This window comes from Calothrix sp. NIES-2100, assembly GCF_963875285.1.
Classification (GTDB): Bacteria; Cyanobacteriota; Cyanobacteriia; order Cyanobacteriales; family Nostocaceae; genus Aulosira.
Genome location: NZ_CAWNLA010000001.1, coordinates 8735550 through 8755201 on the forward strand (window position 1 = coordinate 8735550; position 19652 = coordinate 8755201).

Annotated in this window: 19 protein-coding genes and 1 riboswitch; of the genes, 11 read left to right on the forward strand and 8 right to left on the reverse strand. The window is 41.0% G+C overall.

What is annotated here, in order from left to right; genetic code table 11:
• Positions 1–6: 6 nt before the first annotated feature.
• A riboswitch (cyclic di-AMP (ydaO/yuaA leader) is annotated at positions 7–129 on the forward strand.
• Positions 130–347: 218 nt separating this feature from the next.
• From AACU32_RS35610 to AACU32_RS35640, 7 genes are all read left to right on the forward strand, one after another.
• The gene (locus AACU32_RS35610; RefSeq protein WP_096606972.1) at positions 348–995 is read left to right on the forward strand and encodes a universal stress protein; all 648 of its coding nucleotides are present in this window, start codon (positions 348–350) and stop codon (positions 993–995) included.
• Between the two features lie 236 nt (positions 996–1231).
• Positions 1232–2569 carry an SLC13 family permease gene (locus AACU32_RS35615; protein ID WP_096606973.1) on the forward strand — a complete coding sequence of 446 codons (1338 nt, stop codon included), beginning with the start codon at positions 1232–1234 and terminating at the stop codon, positions 2567–2569.
• A 224-nt stretch (positions 2570–2793) separates the two neighbouring features.
• Positions 2794–3405, forward strand: a complete 612-nt coding sequence (locus tag AACU32_RS35620) for a hypothetical protein (RefSeq protein WP_096606974.1) — start codon at positions 2794–2796, stop codon at positions 3403–3405.
• Positions 3406–3620: 215 nt separating this feature from the next.
• Positions 3621–5486 carry an OmpA family protein gene (locus AACU32_RS35625; protein WP_096606975.1) on the forward strand — a complete coding sequence of 622 codons (1866 nt, stop codon included), beginning with the start codon at positions 3621–3623 and terminating at the stop codon, positions 5484–5486.
• Positions 5487–5496: 10 nt separating this feature from the next.
• Positions 5497–5994, forward strand: coding sequence for a Rab family GTPase (locus AACU32_RS35630; RefSeq protein WP_096606976.1), 498 nt, complete (start codon positions 5497–5499; stop codon positions 5992–5994).
• Positions 5995–6396, forward strand: coding sequence for a hypothetical protein (locus tag AACU32_RS35635; protein ID WP_096606977.1), 402 nt, complete (start codon positions 5995–5997; stop codon positions 6394–6396). It abuts the gene before it with no gap.
• A 36-nt stretch (positions 6397–6432) separates the two neighbouring features.
• Entirely contained in the window at positions 6433–7554 is a 1122-nt protein-coding gene (locus AACU32_RS35640) for a sensor histidine kinase (RefSeq protein ID WP_096606978.1), read from the forward strand.
• 193 nt (positions 7555–7747) lie between these two features.
• Here AACU32_RS35640 and AACU32_RS35645 read toward each other — a convergent pair whose 3' ends face one another.
• From AACU32_RS35645 to AACU32_RS35660, 4 genes are all read right to left on the reverse strand, one after another.
• Positions 7748–7951 (reverse strand): high light inducible protein, encoded by a 204-nt coding sequence (locus AACU32_RS35645; RefSeq protein ID WP_096606979.1) that lies wholly within the window; start codon positions 7949–7951, stop codon positions 7748–7750.
• A gap of 44 nt (positions 7952–7995) precedes the next feature.
• Positions 7996–8199: a high light inducible protein gene (locus tag AACU32_RS35650; RefSeq protein ID WP_096606980.1), complete on the reverse strand. Its 204-nt coding sequence runs from the start codon at positions 8197–8199 to the stop codon at positions 7996–7998.
• A gap of 44 nt (positions 8200–8243) precedes the next feature.
• Positions 8244–8447, reverse strand: coding sequence for a high light inducible protein (locus tag AACU32_RS35655; RefSeq protein WP_096606981.1), 204 nt, complete (start codon positions 8445–8447; stop codon positions 8244–8246).
• 507 nt (positions 8448–8954) lie between these two features.
• Entirely contained in the window at positions 8955–10595 is a 1641-nt protein-coding gene (locus AACU32_RS35660; protein ID WP_096606982.1) for a DUF6930 domain-containing protein, read from the reverse strand.
• Between the two features lie 307 nt (positions 10596–10902).
• On the opposite strand from AACU32_RS35660, the gene AACU32_RS35665 reads away from it, so the two are divergent.
• The 3 genes from AACU32_RS35665 to AACU32_RS35675 all read left to right on the forward strand — a co-directional run bounded on the left by AACU32_RS35665 (position 10903) and on the right by AACU32_RS35675 (position 12151).
• Positions 10903–11259, forward strand: a complete 357-nt coding sequence (locus AACU32_RS35665) for a HesB/IscA family protein (RefSeq protein ID WP_096606983.1) — start codon at positions 10903–10905, stop codon at positions 11257–11259.
• 127 nt (positions 11260–11386) lie between these two features.
• Positions 11387–11809, forward strand: coding sequence for a tetratricopeptide repeat protein (locus AACU32_RS35670; RefSeq protein WP_096606984.1), 423 nt, complete (start codon positions 11387–11389; stop codon positions 11807–11809).
• A 99-nt stretch (positions 11810–11908) separates the two neighbouring features.
• Positions 11909–12151 carry a hypothetical protein gene (locus AACU32_RS35675; RefSeq protein ID WP_096606985.1) on the forward strand — a complete coding sequence of 81 codons (243 nt, stop codon included), beginning with the start codon at positions 11909–11911 and terminating at the stop codon, positions 12149–12151.
• Positions 12152–12184: 33 nt separating this feature from the next.
• Here AACU32_RS35675 and thyD read toward each other — a convergent pair whose 3' ends face one another.
• A complete protein-coding gene (gene thyD, locus AACU32_RS35680) occupies positions 12185–13105 on the reverse strand; it encodes a thylakoid membrane protein ThyD (RefSeq protein WP_096606986.1) in 921 nt (306 codons plus the stop codon).
• Positions 13106–13680: 575 nt separating this feature from the next.
• Here thyD and AACU32_RS35685 point away from each other — a divergent pair.
• Entirely contained in the window at positions 13681–14028 is a 348-nt protein-coding gene (locus AACU32_RS35685; RefSeq protein ID WP_096606987.1) for a hypothetical protein, read from the forward strand.
• A 168-nt stretch (positions 14029–14196) separates the two neighbouring features.
• On the opposite strand, the gene AACU32_RS35690 is transcribed toward AACU32_RS35685, so the two are convergent.
• The 3 genes from AACU32_RS35690 to AACU32_RS35700 form a co-directional block, all read right to left on the reverse strand.
• Positions 14197–14700: an FHA domain-containing protein gene (locus AACU32_RS35690; RefSeq protein ID WP_096606988.1), complete on the reverse strand. Its 504-nt coding sequence runs from the start codon at positions 14698–14700 to the stop codon at positions 14197–14199.
• 192 nt (positions 14701–14892) lie between these two features.
• Positions 14893–17310 (reverse strand): heavy metal translocating P-type ATPase, encoded by a 2418-nt coding sequence (locus AACU32_RS35695; RefSeq protein WP_096606989.1) that lies wholly within the window; start codon positions 17308–17310, stop codon positions 14893–14895.
• A gap of 725 nt (positions 17311–18035) precedes the next feature.
• Complete coding sequence (locus AACU32_RS35700; RefSeq protein ID WP_096606991.1) at positions 18036–18311, reverse strand: TM2 domain-containing protein; 276 nt, start codon at positions 18309–18311, stop codon at positions 18036–18038.
• Positions 18312–19652 lie beyond the last annotated feature (1341 nt).

The following is a 19652-nucleotide window of genomic DNA, read 5'->3' on the forward strand; positions in this document are numbered from 1 at the left end:
TAGCCTAATTCAAATTCGGCAAATCTTGAATTTGGAGCGGAGGAACCAATGTTTGGGGCTAATCTTTATGAGAGACACCTTCCAGTCTTAGCCCGTCAGCTAACTCCGTCGGCAGTGGAAGGAACCGCCAAAAACTTTGGCTTTTATACCAGTTGTTATTGGGGTTTCTTTTACCGATTTTAGTTATTAGTCATTGGTCATTGGTCATTGGTCATTAGTCATTAGGTAGAAAATCTGAACAAATGACAAAGGACAATTGACAATTGACAAAAGACAAAGTTGGTTACCCTGCTTCTCATTAGTCATTTGTTTCATGGGAGAGAAGTTAAGCTGTGAAAATCAAGCCAATGCTAGTGCGCCTACAAAGCACCATCGGTCGAGATGACTTAATTGAGCAAATGGTATTGCTACCAGAGCCAAAAAAAACCTTTTCTAAAAAAGCTTCTACAACAGCAAAACCAATTAACTTAATTGTCGCTTATGATGCATCTCCCAAGAGCCATACCGCCCTAGATATAGCTTTTTGGATTGCCCATCAAACGCGCTTGGCTACTAACACGCCAGTAACAGTTCAAGCAGTTTATGTGGTAGCAGATAAGCAAAAGAGTCAGTATTCAGATATGTTTAGCTTTACCAGACATCTCACTCCTTTAGAATGTCCAGTAAGCAACGTATCTAAAACTGTTACACCCGTTTTAACTCAGCCAACACTCCAAGCGATCGCACCACACTTACAAGAAAAATCCTTAGCTGTCATCCAACAAGCCGACCAAATTCTTTGGCAAGCACGCAGTCTCGCTGAAGAATGGCAAGGTTCTTTTAAATCTCATTTGCGCTTTGGTTCTGTGGCTGCGGAACTTAAAAAAGTTGTGGAATTAGAAACTGCCGATATCCTATTTATAGGTTGTCGATCTGTTAATCATCCTATTATTCAGGCACTAGGTTCTGATTTCCCTTGTGCTGTTTTAGGTATCCCTACTTGTATTGAAGAATAAACAAAGGCTATGAAGTTCAGTTCCTCTTCATTTCCTTAAAATTCCTCGGACTCCTGTTTGATTGGCTGAAAAAACTCTATATATCCCTAACCCGCTTCTTTATAGTTCCCTTTTTTGTGTTCCCAGTCTTTTTGAGTAATTTCACAAATCAAATAGGAGTGCTTTATCAATAAGTCACCTATCCTTAGGTGGCTTTTTTCACTATTATGCAAATAATAGACTTTGGGAGAGATAGGGTGGAAAATTGGCAAGCGGTCCTGAGCGTCATTACTTTTATATCTGTCATTGTTTTAATCATGACAGAATGGGTACATCTCACCATTGCTGCCTTTTTAGGAGCATTATTACTAGTTTTTACCAACGTCATGACTTTAAAAGAAGCTGTTGCTTATATCGGCAATAGTCATGGCACACTCGGTTTATTCTTTGGTGTGATGGTACTAGTGCGCGCATTTGAGCCGACAAAAATATTTGATTACTTAGCCACTCAAATGGTGTTATTGGCTAAAGGTGATGGTAAGCGTCTCCTACTAGGTATTGTTGGTATTACTACCCCAATTTGTGCAGTTTTACCCAATGCGACAACAGTAATGTTATTAGCACCCTTAATTCCACCAATGGCGCAGGAAGTAGGAGTCAATTTTGTACCTTTATTGATTTTGATGGTATTTGTTGCTAATAGTGCTGGACTCCTGACAATAGTTGGCGACCCAGCTACATTTATTGTTGGTGATGCCATTAATATTAGCTTTACAGATTATTTATTAAGGTTGAGTTTAGGTGGAGTAATTGCCGTTGCTACTGTGACAGCCACATTACCATTTTTATTTCGCAAAATTTGGCGGACAAAACTAGAAAATCTCGAACAACTTCCACATCCACAAATTAATCATCCGCGTGTTTTAGCAGTGGGTGCAATCATTATCGCTTTTGTATTGCTATTTTTTGTGATTGGCGAATCTCTACCAGTTCCCATATCACCTGCTGCGGTTGCTTTATTAGGCGCAGCTTTAGCTTTACTTCTATCTCACCAGAGCAAAATCGACTCAGTTAACAATATCTTACGGGATGTAGACTGGAGTACATTAATATTTTTCATGAGTATTTTTGTGCTGATTGGTGGCTTAGAAAAAACCGGGGTAATCAACGCTTTATCAGGAATATTAGGCATAATTTTGGGAAAAAATATTCTGTTGGGTTCCTTGGTTTTAATATTTTTTGTCGGGATATTATCTAGCGTTGTTCCGAATATTCCCTTAGTAGTGGCGATGGTTCCCTTACTTAAACAATATCTTGTCAACGTCGGTTTGGCACCAGACGCAGTTCTCGCCTCAGACTTTCAAGGACAATTTCCGCCAGAAGTGTTACCCCTGTTTTACGCCATGATGTTTGGTGCAACTCTGGGAGGTAACGGCACATTAGTAGGCGCATCTTCTAACATAGTAGCCGCAGGTATATCTGAGCAACATGGACGGCGCATATCTTTTAAAACATTTCTACACTACGGCATCCCAGTGATGCTACTGCAACTGGTGACTTCGGCTTTGTATGTGTTGTTTCGCTTTCTACTTTAAGTAGTTGGAGGACTATATCCTCAACAAATACTCCAACCAGAAATTTTTTAATTATTACTTAATATTTATACCCGTCAACATGTATACAGATGCATTTCTATCTTCAGGGAGATGCATCTATGTGTTGTATTCAATGATTCTACCTTACGGAGTGATTTTTGGTCTCTAAATCTGGTAAAACAACTATAAGTACAACTAATTTTACCCTGATAAGGATTAAACCCATGAACCCGCCTGAAGAATATATTAATAATAATAATTTGAGAGAGCTAGGGCAAGGGGGGTCTGCACAAGAGATAAACAAATCACAATTGAATGGGACAAATCTGAGCGAACTTAACAGTTTAGATAAAGTCAGAGATATTCTTTTCGGTAACCAGGTAAGGGAGGTAGACAAAAGGTTTGCACGTTTAGAAGAACGTCTAGTTAAAGAATTAACTAACCTGCGAGATGAGACAAAGAAACGTTTAGATTATTTGGAAACTTATATTAAAAAAGAAGTTGATTCTTTAACTGAGCGCTTAAAAAATGAGCAATTAGAACGGGATACAGCAGTGAAAATACTTGCGGAAGATCATAAAAATCTCACTAATTCTTTAGAGAAAAAAATTGCCCAATTTGATGAACAAACTACTAATAGCCAAAGGGAACTGCGCGAACATCTCCTTAACCAATCTAATAGTCTCCAAGATGACATTAGGCAAAAATATGAAGAAATTTTGACTTTACTAGAACGGGAATCGCAAGAACTGCGCAGAGAAAAAACTGACCGTTCTCAGCTAGCTTCTCTGTTTAGCGAATTAGCTATCAGGTTGAATGCTGATATTAAATCTTAATTATAGCTGTTGACTGTTGACTGTTGACTGTTGACTGTTGACAGACTTGAAAGGCTTTTATTGTCAGGGTTTTATCTTAGCTTGATGTCCTAATCTATCTGGCTACAGCTATAAAACAAGGAGTTAGGGGTTTTTCCGCTAACCTTGTAAGATTTTTAATTTTGAATAATCAATATATTTTTATAAATTGAAAAAATAAACTTGGCTTTGTAAAAATGAGTAATAAATCTCAGAATGAAATATCTAAAGAATCATCTAATTTGCCCAATAGTAATAGCCACAGCATTACAGAAATTTCTGTAAATAAGCGACAAAACCAGCGCTTAACGCAGTTATCGGAAATCGCAGACAGTTCGACAAATAATCATTTAAAAACTAGCGATGAATTAAGTACACTTCGCAGTTTACTTCTCGGTGTTGAGCCGACTCAACTTGATAAACTCTACGAACGATTAGATAATCCCCAAATTCAAGCAGAAGATATCAGCCGTCTGCTTCCAGAAGCTATAGTTTTGCGATCGCAGCAAGATAAACAATTAGGAGAAGCAATAGTATCTACTGTCGAAACAGCTATTCATACCTCAGTAAAACAAGACCATAATATACTTTCAGAAGCGTTTTTTCCCATTGTCGGGTCAGCCACACGCAAGGCGATTTCCACCGCGCTGGAAGAGATGATGCAATCTCTCAATCAAACCCTAGAACATAGCTTGTCAGCGCAGAGTTGGCGATGGCGGCTAGAAGCGCAAAGGACAGGAAAATCATTTGCGGAAATTATCCTGCTGCGCACCCTGGTTTATCGAGTAGAACAAGTATTTTTGATTCATAAACAAACTGGATTATTACTGCAACATCTGGTAGCGCCTAGGGTAACAATTCAAGATCCCGATTTAGTTTCCGCGATGTTGACAGCTATCCAGGATTTTGTCAAAGACTCTTTCAGTGTGGAACATAACGAAGGATTGCACAGTTTGCAGTTTGGCGAACTCACCATTTGGGTGGAAGAAGGGCCAACAGCTGTATTAGCCGCGATTATTCGGGGGAAACCGCCTCAAGAATTAAGGTTAATTCTACAAGATGCGATCGCCAAAATTCACCTGAGGCTAAGTAGCGAAATTAACGCCTTTGCTGGAGATCCAGAGCCATTTGCAGCTAGTAAACCTTATTTGGAAGCTTGTTTAGTTGATGGTTATAAATCTCCCCCTAAGAAAAATTATACTTATGCCTGGACTTTTTTAGGTACAATAGCGATCGCTTGTGGGATTTGGGGCTTTTTGACGCTCAAAGAGCAATTTCGTTGGCATTCCTATATCCAAAAACTTGAATCGGAACCAGGAATCGTTGTCATTAATACCAAGCAGCATCAGGGTAAATATTTAATTTCCGGAATGCGCGATCCTTTAGCAGTAGATCCCAAAATACTCATACAGCCAGCAAATCTCAATCCTCAGAAGGTGATCGGTAAATGGCAACCTTATCTATCATTAGATCCAGAATTAGTTACCATAAGAGCAGAGAAACTACTGCTACCACCAAAAACAGTATCATTAAAAGTTGACAACAATGGCATTCTTAATGCTACTGGTACTGCACCCCGCCAATGGATTTTAGAAACACGAAAATTATGGCGTTTTATTCCCGGGGTAACTCAATTTAACGAGAAAAATCTTCAAGAACTCGAACTGAGCCAACTTGAACTATATAAACAACAGATTGAACAAGAAACACTATTTTTTGTAGAGGGAACAACAGAGTTAATTCCTGGTGAAGCTGATAAACTCGCTAATTTAGAGATAAAAATCAATCAGCTTTTAGCTGCTGGTAAATATCTTGGTAGAGATATAAGTCTGCAAATTACAGGACACACTAGTACCACTGGAACAGAACAAATCAACAATTTTCTCAGCCTTGCCCGCGCCAATAAAATCCTATCTTATTTAGCTTCCCAAGGAATCAACACCAGCAAATTTAAAGCTGTAGGCGCAGGTTCTAACCTATCTTTATCTCCAGAATTGGCAAAAGCTGCTAACCGCAAAGTATCCTTCAAAATATTCATGACCAACACTTCTCGCGCTCAGTAATTATGAATTTATGCTCCAAAAAAAAATATGTATGGTAGGTGCATTTGCCACTGGTAAAACAAGTTTAGTGGCCAGATATGTTAGCAGTATTTTTTCCGAAAATTACCATACGACTGTAGGAGTAAAAATCGATAAGAAAACAGTAAATCTTGAAGATAGAACAATCAATCTTATCCTTTGGGATCTCTATGGTGAAGATGAATTTCAAAAAGTGCGCATGTCTTATTTACGAGGTTCATCTGGCTATTTATTAGTAGTAGATGGTACTCGGAAAAATACTCTTGAAAAAGCTTTTGATTTGCAAACAAGAGTAGAAGAAACTATTGGCAACGTTCCTTTTATTATGATACTGAACAAATGGGATTTAAAAGATGAATGGGAGATTGATCCTGTAGAAATCGACGCAATCAAGCAGAAAAATTGGATTGTGATGAAAACTAGTGCGAAACATGGTATCGGGGTAGCAGAAGTTTTTCAAACTCTTGCTGAAAAAATAATGGCTGGATAAATGTTAGATGTTCCCACTCCTGTGATTGCTTATCTATTGACTTTCATTCTAGAAGGAAGGTCTTTTGCCTATCTTTTAGTCAACAAAGATGGCTGTTTATCTGCTTGGGGAGGAAAATTAGCTATATACGGAGTTACTAACCTGAAACCAGGAGAAAATATCACAGAACAGGTCTTTTTTTTAGAAGGGATGTTGCCATTAGACGATTTTCCTTTATTTTTACCACGAATGAAAACTGAATATGGTGTTTGTGCAGATGTTCATCTCTTTCCTTCCGAGGAGGGTGATTGGGTATTATTGTTAGATGCTACTTGGGATGAAAAACATTGCGCACTCATTCAACAACAAGCAAATGAATTCAGCTTGTTGCAAGAAAAATTAATTAAAATTTTAAACCAGTAATCTTATCAAATAGTTAATTTATTATGGCGTGAAATCATGAATGACTCTATCACAGACGACCTATTCGCAGCCTTGAATATTCTAGTGTTAGAGCGACTTAATCCTGGCTCTTTTAAAGTGACTGGGACAGTCCCAAATTGGTTAAAACGTTTTTGTCATCCCAGAATTACATCAGGTATGGAAGTCTTAATACCGGAAGAACAATTTCCTTTTTTAGAAAATTTTTTAATTGATGCAGAAGAATTTTGGCAAGATCATAGTGCTACAAAACTTAGTTCCGGCTTCTGGACTGAGCGGGATTTAACTGGACAAGAATACCATTTTGAAGCCTCAGCAATTTCTCTAAATCAGAGAAAAATTTTATTAATTGAATTATTAGAAGATGTTTATCAAGAAAGGCAATACATTATTCAAAAAGCCAGAGAAAATCAATTAAGTTATCAACAATTATTAAAAGATAAGCAGAAGAAAGAAATTTTAATTCATTGTATTATTCATGATATAGCCGGACAATTAAGCAGTATTAATTGTTGTCTAGCTCTGTTGGAATTTGAAAATTTAACACCTAAAGGAGAAGAACGGTTAAATATAGGAAGACAGCAGACAATTAAGCAAGAAATGCTGATTCGGGAAATATTAAATGCATTCTCGGCAGAGATGCGATCGCTAGAAGCTTTTACACTAGATGCGGAACAAGCACCGGATATTTTAGCTTCTGTACAAGAAGCCATCAAGCTCTTAAGTCCTAGTTTTGCAGTCAATCATCTGCAACTACAACTAGCCAGCAATATAGACTTAACAGCAGACTGGAGAGTAGTGGGCGATCGCTCCCGTTTAGATCGGGTGATGTCAAATTTAGTAGAAAATGCCTTGCGCCACAGTCCACCAGAATCTACTGTGGAAATTGGTTTACAACAAGATGAAACATCTGTTCTCGTGACAGTTGATGATCGAGGTACAGGAGTAGCGCCAGAGATAGTAGAAAATTTATTTCAAAAATTTGCCCAAGGTGAAAATAAATCGGGTAAAGCTGGGCTTGGACTTTACTTTTGTCGCATTACAGTTGAACGTTGGGGAGGTAAAATTGGTTATTTACCTCGTCCTCAAGGCGGTTCAAGGTTCTGGTTTCGTCTGAATAAACCAGAACAAAATGTTTGAGGTTAATGGTCATTAGACAAATAACAAAGGACAAATGACCTAATAATTCGTAATTCGTAGTTCGTAATTCGTAATTACGAATTGGACTAAAGCGACTTGACAGATAAATATAAGCACTAAAAAAGTTAGGGTACAACAATGTTGTGCCCTAACTGGTGGCATCTATGACTTAATTAAATTGAAATCGAACTACTTAATAGCCAATCAAGTGCAAAACATCGCGCAGTACGCTATATCCTGCTAAATCCCACAATAAATAAGCAAGGAAGCCAATAGCTGCTAAGCGACCGTTCCAGATTTCTGCTTGTGGTGTCCAACCAAACAGAAAAGCATTCCGATCTACGCCGTTATATTCTGTAGCAACAGGTGGTAAATTAGTAGAAGGACGAGTTTCCATTTTTTTAACTCCTAAATTGAGCAGGTTTTTGATTATTTAAACGGTTAGTAACCAATGACGTGCAATACGTCGCGCAGTACGCTATATCCTGCTAAATCCCACAATAAATAAGCGAGGAAGCCAATAGCTGCTAAACGACCATTCCAGATTTCTGCTTGTGGTGTCCAACCAAACAGAAAAGCATTCCGATCTACGCCATTATATTCTGTAGCAACAGGTGGTAAATCAGTAGAAGGACGATTTTGCATTTTTTTATCTCCTAAATTGAGCAGATTTTTGATTATTTAATCAGTTAGTAACCAATGATGTGCAACACGTCGCGCAGCACGCTATATCCTGCTAAATCCCACAATAAATAAGCAAGAAAGCCAATAGCTGCTAAACGACCATTCCAGATTTCTGCTTGCGGTGTCCAACCAAACAGAAAAGCATTCCGATCTACGCCGTTATATTCTGTAGCAATTGTTGGTAAATCAGTGGAAGAGCGAGGTTCCATTTTTCCCTTAACAATTTGTTTCTTGATTTAAATGTAACGATTTATAAAGAAGTTGCGTTCTGTCTGTAGACACAAACAATAGCCACTTCTTGTGGATGATAATTAAGAAGTTGTTGCAGCTAATATATCCACCCTCAGAGGGTGATAAAAAACTAATTGTAAATAAATGTAACGCAGACAACAAACAAGCACATATTTTCTAGTTAATTGGCTTGAGGAAATATGCCAATTAATTAACAAATTTCAATTATTGAGGCTGTAATAAAATTAGGGGCTAGGAATTAGGAACTAGGGACTAGGGAAGAGAAATTTTCATTTTTGGTTGTGAGATTTTTCCGTGATTGACTGTTTTGGAAATAAGGCAGAAGAGGGCACAAGCGGTATGATTTTTCATGTCCTCGTTGTGCTGGGGTAGCAGATTATAGGCGCGATCGCCCAATGTGGGCATAGCACCAATCCCACCTCTTCTAACGGTGGGTGCGTCAAAGACTGCTTTATAGCTAACGACTATTCAAATTGAAGTTGGGGAGCCAGTTGCAAAGTCCCAATACCTAAATCTTTGGGAGAAAGCGATCGCGCTTCAAACAGAGCCATCATATCCCGTAATTGGGGGTTACCACGGGAAGATCCTGTCAATCCTTTGGCAATGATTAAGCCACAGTAGCCTTTGGTATTTTTACACCGCTGATTCCATTTTTTTCTCGCTTCTACATGAACGGGATCGTCATCTAAAAATTCCCCAAATAAAAACAATTCATCATTCTGAGTTTGTAATAAACCTAAGTCGTAGCTATTACCATCAAAGGGATCGGCACCAGGATTAAAGCAAATGGCTTTCAATCCACCAGTGGCCTCTAGATTTTCAATTACCGTCTTAGCTCGAGGACGGGAAGTTTGAATTAAAATTACAGGCAATCCGTCACCTACTTGGGGAATTTCACCGATGGGATGATAGGTAACGCCTTGACGCAAATACGCCAGCATCTCCCAAGAGACTACTCCCAAGCTGAGAAAAGAATCTTCTGGGATCAAATCATCTCTTAATGAACGGAACATCGAGGAAGATTCCCCCATTTCGTCATCCTCGAGATCTATACCTGCCATTTCCTCTAATTCTGCTGCTAACTCTGGCATGGTAGAGACAGTTACAGATACTGTTTTAGTTGCTTCATTGGACTGAGGAAGCGTAATTCGATAGCGATGGTTGAGGCTGGGGAAGGAATCTGCACAGAGTTGGCGACGGTGATCGCGGATAAAGCGGCTCAGGCTTTCTAAAGCCACAAACATCACAAGTGCTTCTTCGTCATATAAAACCGATCGCAGTCCTTCTAAAGGATGGATATTACCGAAAGTCGGGTCAATTTCTGATAATGGCAAATCCGCTAAATCACCGTCATCATCCTCAAATTCTTCTGTTTCCTCACTTTGCTCAAAGGTCAGAAATAGGCAATCTTGTTTGAGGAATGCTTCTTCTAAACGCCCTTGTGATTCTTCATCTCTTAACACGGCGGCGCGAAACTGCTTGAGGGACTCTTCGGAACGATACAACAAAATTCCATATTCCATCCCCAGCATTCCCATAACTGAGGCGTAGAGTTTACCAACATCCCATTTATTAATCTCTATAGACAAGATTTGCTGTTCTTCTAAAAATTCCCAAGGAGAGGCTTGCCAAATGGCGAAAGCCTTCTCTTGTAAAGCTTGGGCAAACTGCGGCGGTAAATCGGGGATTTGACTATCGAGGATTTCCCCAAAAGAGCGAAACAGCTCATCAATCAAAGGCAATTCTGGTACGTACTCAATGGCAATATCCAAGTCTTGTAGCACACCGCGCAGATAAAATTGGATCTCGCGATCGCGCACGACAATTCTTTGCGGTCTAGCTGGTTTGGCTGGACTATGGGGATGCTCCATAGCCCGCATTAAAGTGCGAACCACTGCTTCTGGGCCAGTGTCGGGTGAGACTACGTCCATTCCTCTAACAATACCTTGAGAGCCATCCACCCACAGTATGCAGTCCCCCTTGGACTCTGCGTCTATTGGCTGGGTTTGCGATGATGACAACGGACGGCGATCGCCCTCCCATACAGAAGGAATTTGGGATAACTTCTTCAACCGACGACTGGTAGAGCGATTAAAACTTGTCATAGAGTAAATTAATTAAAAGAAGCAATATCCTCGGCAATTTTTGGGAATGGCTAGCCTCGGATGAAATTTTCCAGAGCTAAAGAAAGAAGATTGGTGGCGATTGGTGCTGCCATCAGGCTGAATCTCCAAAAATAGCGAATCTCTAAACCCACCGAATCTCTCAATTCTAGAATAAAAATATTTAGCCACTTTTGACGGAGTCTTTACAATTTGGCAATCAGAGACATCAATGTCGCTAGAATGGATACAAAAACACCAACGACAACCCCAGGCTACTGGTTAGACCAATTAAGGAGTTGAAAAGCAGATGACACAAGCAACTCAGCCACAACAGCGTGGAATTCAGTTAAGCGAAGCGGCATTACGCCAGGTAAAATCCCTTCGTGACAAGCAAAGTCAAGATTTATGCTTGCGGGTAGGCGTGAGACAAGGTGGCTGTTCTGGAATGTCCTACATGATGGACTTTGAAGACGCCAGCAAGATTACCCCGCAGGATGAAGTTTTTGACTATGATGGCTTCAAAATTGTTTGCGATCGCAAAAGCTTATTATACCTCTATGGCTTGATGCTCGATTACAGCGATTCTATGATTGGCGGCGGCTTCCAATTCACTAACCCCAACGCCAACCAAACCTGTGGTTGCGGAAAGTCATTTGGAGTGTAAGATTGTCCTTTGTCAGGGGTCAGTTGTGAAATTTCTCATGACCAATGACAAAGCGCAAAGTCGGAGCGGAGGTTTCCTCCGATCAGAACTTTGTAAGAGAGGACAAATGACAAATGACTAATGACCAATGACTAATACCGTTGAATCCCTGTTTGATACAGGTTTGGAACGCTATAAAGCTGGAGAAAGCGCCGCTGCTTTAATTCCTGTATTTAAAGAAATTTGCGATCGCGCTCCTAAAAGTAGTTCTGCTTGGACTTGTTTGGCTTGGTTGTATCTGCTGGAAAACAAAGGCAACTTAGCTTACAAAGCCGCACTCAAAGCAGTCAAGCTTAATCCCCAAGACCCACAAGCCAGAATTAATCTGGCTGTAGCCATGCTGGAAACTAAGCAAAAAGGTTTGCGGGAACATGTTGATTTCGCCCAACAGTTAATTTTTGTAAATCAAGAATGGGAGGACGAAGTCAAAAAAAGCATTGAAGATGGTTTAACGAGAAAACCAGATTGGCAGAGTTTGACAAAAGTTAAAGGCTGGCTGTTTGATAATTAGGGGCATGGGGCATGGGGCATTTCTTATTTATCTCCCTTGTCCTCCTCATCCCCCTAGCCCCTAATCACTAACCCCTAATCCCTAGTCCCTAGTCCCTGTATGAAAGATAAATTGTTAAACTGGCTAAACCTGATTTTAGTTGCAGATGTATTTCTGGTTTTCTTTGGCTTTGGGTGGTTCGCGATCGCAGTTATTGGTGATGCCTCTGGTGTAAATTTAGGATTAGATTTATGGCATCAACTATGGCAACCTGTGTTTAACCCAGCCATTGGTATTCTCATGGGCGGCGCAATTCTCACCGGACTGATCAGTTGGATTTCGCGAAAATTCCAAGCTGATTAATGGTAAACAAACCAATGCCCAATCCCCATTGACTTATTGCAAAATTTGTGTTAATGCAGAGCGCAAATTAGGATATTGATACTCAAAGCCCGCTGCCACAGTGCGCTTGGGAAGAACTTCTTGCCCTTCTAACACTACTTTTGCCCCATCTCCCAACAGTGCTTCGAGGGCAAAAGCCGGAACTGGTAACCAGGAAGGGCGATTCATTACTTGCCCCATAGTTTGGCTCAAGTCTGCCATCCGCACAGGCTGGGGAGCGGTAGCATTATATACACCTTCAATTTGGGGATTGGTTAAAGCTTGCACAATCAGGCTGACTAAATCGTCTATGTGAATCCACGAAAACCACTGCCGACCGCTGCCAATGGGGCCCCCGGCAAAAATTTTGAAGGGCGTAATCATTTTACCCAAAGCACCACCCATTCCCAAGATAATACCTAAACGCAGAATTACCAATCGCACACCAGCATCTTGAACTTTGTTTGCTTCTGCTTCCCAAGCTTGGCAGACTTCGGCCAAAAAATCATTTCCAGACGGGCTGGTTTCGTCAAAGGTAGCAGTTTCACTAGTGCCGTAGAAGCCGATAGCTGAAGCGTTGACTAACACTTTGGGCTGAGGGCTAGCCTGGACTATTGCTTGGACAATTTTTTGTGTACCTAGCTTGCGACTATTGAGAATTTTCTGTTTCTGTTCTGGTGTCCAGCGTTCCTCAGCGATGGGTTCGCCTGCTAGGTTAACAACGCCATCACAACCGGCGATCGCATCTTGCCAAGAACCTGTTGTAGTAGGTTGATAAGCAACTATTTCTACATTGGGAAAAGCTTTAGCGGGAAAAACCTTTTGGGCAAAGGCAGGATTACGCGTTAACACCAACACACTATGACCTTCTTGATGAAGCCGTTGTACCAAACGACTCCCCACAAATCCTGTTGCTCCAGTAATTGCTACTTTCATCAGAAAAATGGGTCTGAAACCCCGTCCTTCTAGGACGGCTTTACAAGCCCCTTACGGGGACTGGTTTTTAAATGGCGATAAGCCCAGGAAACCAGCAAAACCCGTTTAAGTCCCTTCCCGCAACACAGATAAGATGTCCTGTCTAACAGCACCTAACCAATTAGGCTTGCAGATAGTCCAGACTAGGGAAGTATCTGGAAGTGCGTACCAACCTGTGTCTCAATGCGGTATTCACCTCTTGCGTTGCCTAAATTGGTTTAGACAATCCTCACCCTTCAAGGGTGAGGTTGGTGAACATGCACACCTCTGCCAGACCCTTATTTTAACGTAAATTGCCAGTTATCTAGTTATTACTGGTAATGGCGAGGAGGGAATCAGGGAGATGAGGGGGATATGGGGAGTGTGGGGAGTGTGGGGAGAATATAAAAAAGCTTCTCACACCTCCCAATGCCCAATGCCCAATGCCCAATGCCCAATGACAACTGACTTTTTTATTTAATGAATTGATAAAGACTTGGAGTTTACATACTTAGGTATTATAGGATGGACGGAGTGTTGCAAGGCGTGGGGCTATTATGGCTCGCTATACCTGTTCATTTATTGTTTCTGTTCCTGTTGAGCATCTCCAGCCTTTGCTTGTAGATCTGCTACAAGACTGTGAATTGGATGTTCAATACTACAATGCCGATTACATTATGGCGCGTGAAATTCCCGGTACTGTTTCTTTTTCCAAGTTAGTGAAGGTGGAAGTACTGATTGATAAATCAACAGCCACGGAAACAGAAACCCGGTTGAGTATTGTGGTTAAAAATGAGGAATTGCCACTCCAACTTGATAATCACTGCCGACAAACATTTGAATTTGTGAAGCAAGCGATTGAACGCAGTCGCCATTGGCATTTGATTGAAAGTATAGCTGGGTAAATTTTGCTAATTTTTTCCAGGCGTTCGCTAAAGCTAGCTCAATGACAAAGCTAGCTCAAGCAACACGCCGACCATACTTATAGCGAACGCCTAAGTTTGATTTAGAAAGCTTGACATTTATGAAGCAAGCGCCTGGAAATCAATAAATTTTCTTGAATGTTGTTGGTTCTAGATTTCTTCTAGATCCTCAGTCATACCAGGGTTTATGAGTGTAATATCATACTCACTGGCATCAGTTTGTCCGGAGCGATGAGAGTTACGTAGCAAGTAATAAATGGCACGTACCTGAGGACCAAAAATAATTTCGTCTTCATTTTTGAGATCGTAGGATGGCATTTTCCGCCCATTAATCATCAGACCGTTAGAACTGAGCTTGCCTTTGGCATCACCATCGACAATGCGATAATAGTAGCTTTGACTATTCTGTTCTCTTGGCAATCTCACTAATGTTGCATGGCGACGGGAGACAAACTGCGACACCAAGCGGATATTGCACTCGCGGTCTCTACCGATAGAGTAGACGGGGTTTTCTAGAGTAAATTCCTTACGACCTTGATCGTCTTCAATAATCAGAAGATGACTTTCATTGGTTTGTGTTGCCATTGATGCATCGCGGCTCAAATCGGTTGAACTGTGATTTACCAAGAATTGTTTAATATAGTTTCCTGCCATTCTCACGTCTTACAGCCTATGGTACTGCTTTAATAAGCATTAAGTTGCATATGGTCTCAAAAAAGTAGAATTTGACTGTTCTACTCCTGTTAGTTTAACTTTTGTCAGATTCTCAACAGGCTTTAGTAGATGCTTAACTCCTGATTACGATTGTAGTCTGCCCAATCAGCATAGAAAGGAGATCGAGGAATTTTAAGGTCGATGAGCTAAACGCCGTAATAAGACTGAGTTACTAACAACACTAACTGAGCTAAAGGCCATTAATGCGGCGGCGCCAGATGGGCTAAGTATAAAACCCAAACTGGGTAATAAAACACCAGCTGCTAAGGGAATACCAATTGTATTATATGCAAAAGCCCAGAATAAATTCTGACGGATTTTGTTGAAGGTGGCACGACTGAGGTGAATTGATTCGACAACATCGCTTAAGCGATCGCGCATCAGTACAATAGCAGCCGTTTCCATTGCCACATCTGTTCCTGAGTATAAAGCAATTCCCACATCTGCTTGCGATAAAGCTGGAGCATCATTGATCCCATCTCCAACCATTGCCACAACAGCTGCGGATTTGGTTTGTAATTCTTGAATGGCGGCGGCTTTTTTACTGGGGGGGACACCAGCGATGATATCAGTGCTATCTAGCGCCAGTTGTTTACCGATCGCACTAGCTGCTTCTGGGCGATCGCCACTCAGCAACATTACTCGTAAACCCATCTGGCGCAATTGGTCTACTGTAGCTTTCGCATCTAATCTCAAGGTATCGCTAACAGCAATAATTCCGGCTAAAGTTGAGTCCACTGCTACGCAAACAACTGTTTTACCCTCTGTCGCTAACTTTTGACTCAACTGTTGTGCAGTATCGCTAATTGTAATTCCGTGCCAACTTAACCATTCCCAATTACCTAGTAGTACGCTTTTACCTTGCACTATAGCTGACACGCCGAGTCCTGGTTCGGTATGGAAATCTTTAGCTTCGGGGATCGCTAACTGTTGACGCTGAGCTGACTGTTGAATAGCTTTAGCTAGCGGATGGTATGTGCCGCTTTCTACTGCTGCTGCCAGTTGCAAAAGTGATTGAGAAGATTCTGCCTCTATTGGCAGACAATCTGTTACCGTAGGATTACCTGTAGTCAGAGTGCCTGTTTTATCAAATACCACAGTATTTAACTGATGTACCCGTTCTAAAACATCGCCACCTTTAATTAATAGACCACGTTCCGCACCCAAACCAGTACCGACAAGAATAGCTGTAGGTGTAGCTAGCCCCAAAGCACAGGGACAAGCAACTACCATAACTGCGATCGCTAGTTTTAAACTGATCAGGAGTGGAGAATAATGAGTATGAGCCAGTGTTGAGTGATGAGTCATTTCCATGCTGCTAAACATGGAGATATCTGTCCAGATATGCGTACCCCAGAAGTACCAAAAGATAAAAGTTAATAAAGCAGCTGTTAATACCCCGTAAGTAAAGTAACCCGCAACCGTATCTGCTAATTTCTGAACTGGTGCTTTACGGGTTTGGGCATCTTCTACTAGGGCGACAATATGAGCTAAAGTTGTATCGCTACCTGTACGGGTTGCTTGGATAGCGATCGCCCCCGACTGATTCAGAGTCCCTGCTGTTACCAAATCCCCTGGTTGCTTAATTACAGGTACGGCTTCCCCTGTCAGCATTGACTCATCCACCGTAGTTTGCCCACAGCGAACTTCACCATCAACGGGGATTTTATCACCGGGCAGTATTTGTAACCATTCACCAACTCGCACCTGTTCTGCGGGAATCTCGATGCTAGCTGAACCAATAACATTATTTTGGTTGCGGTGCGAACCCTCTCCATCAGTCGCTTGCCCAATTTTCTCTGGGTTAGCAATCAACCGCGCCACCTGAGGCTGTAGTGCTAACAATTGCCTAAATGCTGCGGCGGCTTTACCTCTGGCTTGTTGTTCTAAAGTCCTTCCCAGGAGAATAAACCCCAACATCATCACTGGTTCATCAAAGAAGCACTCCCAACCCATTTGGGGGAACAGTAGCGCCACTAAACTAGCCGTATAGGCTGTCAGGGTTCCCAATCCTACTAGGGTATTCATGTTGGGACTATTTCTTCGCCAGCCCAGCCAGCCATCAACTAAAATTGGGCGACCTGGAAGCAGTATGGTTAATGTTGCCAGTCCACAATGTAACCAGATGTTATTGAACAATGGCAATGTTAAGCCTGCCATACTACCAAAATGTCCAATTCCCGACAAGACTAGTAGTATCCCAGCAACCACCAATTGTCTCATGGAAGAGTGCATTTCTCGGCGCTGTCGTGCTTCTGGATCTTCTGTGGAAGATATAGCCCCGGCGGCTGTTCGGGGTTGAGTTGGAAAGCCATTGGCACTCAAATGCTTTGCCAGTTGTTCTGCATCGAGTGTACCAACTTCTGCCTCTACCACTGCTACCTCTGTCGCCAAGTTCACACAAGCACTCTTGACTCCTAGCTGTTGAGTTAGCTGTTTTTCTACTGCTTTTACACACCCTGCACACTTCATACCCCCAACATCCAGAATAATTTTCTCTGTCATGGGGATCGGTTCTGGGTTGAGTTGAGTTTCAGGAACAAGTTGCATGGCAAGAGTTTAGTTACATTCGCTTCAAAATCCGACGCTTGACTAAAAGCGTCCTAATTTCAGGGTAGGCGAAATCTGGAACTAAGACTCGATGTCAAAGATATTAATCTTGGGCATGGGGCATGGGGCATTGGGCATTGGGCATTTGTTATTTGCTCCTCTGTGCCCCCAGCCCCCTTGTCAACGACGACTCCACCGTGGATGAGACATGTAGATCAATGCTCCAACCTGAATAGGTAGGATGGCTATCATGCTTTTAAAAAAATAATTAATTTCTAAATTAGACATAACACTGAAATATCCTAAGCCTACTAGCAAGAATAAGACCAAGGAAAGCTTTTGACGTTTGAAAGTTAGCATACCAGTAATCGTAATTCGTAATTCGTAATTCGTAATTCGTAATTAGCTTTTTCAAGTTGTTCAGATCTATTCAATAAACCTCTTGCAAAAGTGATTATTTTCGCGTTATTCTTTGCGGCTTTGCGCCTACCCTACGGGAAGCCGCTGCGCGTCTATGCGTGAGACAAAAAATATTTATGCAAGAGGTCTAATAGGTCATTTATTTACTCGTCCGCTATAATAGTAATCCGCCCATACAGCTACTAGATAAAATAAATAAAAATCTTGTCACATAAGTGTTATTTCTTTTGATTGGTGATTTGTGAATTTTTGTCATTGAGACAAACTTGAAAAATAAATATGGCTGAAATTTTGAAATAGGAATTTTAAAACCAGCCTTGCTTATTGATAAAGTAGGTATTGACAAATTCTTCTGGATTTTTGTTTAAGTAAATCATGCCTTCAATTAAACCCAAAAGTTGCATAATTAAAAATGTAAAACCGTAGGTGAAAGTTCCACCTACTACAGAAATAACTAGCATGATAAAACCTTCTGGAGAATATCCTAAAATAAATTTATGGACACCAAAACCTCCGAAAATAATCCCACAGTAGCCAGCCATAAGTTGTTTACTTGTTTGACGGGAGTTGAGATTTGCCATCTTTAGGGTTGCTCCTTGATAAATTAGGTGTAATTTTTAATGATTATTTCAGAAAAAAGTAAATATATTTAACAGCTAAATATATTTTTACTTTCTGTGCAAAAAAAGCAAGTTATTAGAAAAATAGCCATAACAAAAAAGCCACGATTCTCTATGAAACGCTCTTCAGAATTACAAAAATGAGTTAATTTGATATTGCCTGTAACTATTGCTTTTCTATTACTATCATCAAATAAAAATCATCAACCTTGATGTTGATAGGTTTTGATAAATCTAGGTATAGCTTTGGAAGCTACCGCCCTGGAGGGGAAACTTGGCTTGGACAAGTGGCGTTTGCGTAACGTAAACGCGTACTGCGATACAGAACTGCTTCCCCGAAAGGGTTAAGGCTAGGGGAACGCCAATAGAGTACGCAAAGCCTTAAACCCACCTCTAAATATTTTTATTTTTTCAGAGTAATAAAATAGCGTTATAGAAAGGGGCGATAAATATTCACATATTGGGGCTAGTAGTCCATCACATAATTTTTCTTGAATTGCGAGGTGTCAGATATCCGACTTCGTAAAAGTTGTCGGGGATCTCGCAGCCCATCAAAATTAACGTGGCACAGTAGTAGTAGTCTTTGGCAAATTAGCTGTGTAAATTCGTAAGTGAGACATTTCTCTTGAGGAGAATTCACCAAAGTCCTCGCGCCGAGGAGAGCTACTGCATTCATGCATGGGGGTAAGGCGATGAGTGCGTATTTATTCGTCGTTAAAAATACAGTAAACCATGAGAGAATATTCTTATATCGAAATAGGACAAGGCACTGCCTACCCCGCAGAAACAGCTTTCCAGTAGATAAGAGACTGTCGCGTAGTCTCGTAGTGGGTAGAAACATATTGCTTGCTAAATAGCAGACCAATGTGTTTTTGGGGCGTGGGGATGAGTCCATCCTCTGTTCAATCGTAACCGCGCCTAGAGGTTCGGGGGATAGTGTTTCGGAACCTGTATAGGAACCAAGCCGCTATTTTCTCAGGGCTGCTAAAAGCCTCCGACTTTAGTCGTGGGGAATGCGTTACTTAATTATAATCAGCAAATACTCTTATTGCTGGAATAACCCTTTCTACAAGTCCATCAGTTTTGTATCCGGACTTTTTTCGATATGCCTAAAGTGAAAATGACATATTCAGGACTAAAGCGGCTTGTCTCGCGCTTTCCCGTTGAGGGTGTCAATTGTCATTGGTCATTGGTCAATTGTCATTGGTTAAGAGTCAAGGTTTATTAGTCCTTTGACTTTGGACTATTAACTATTGACTCTTGACTATTGACTCTAGACTTTGGACTTTTGACAACCCTAAC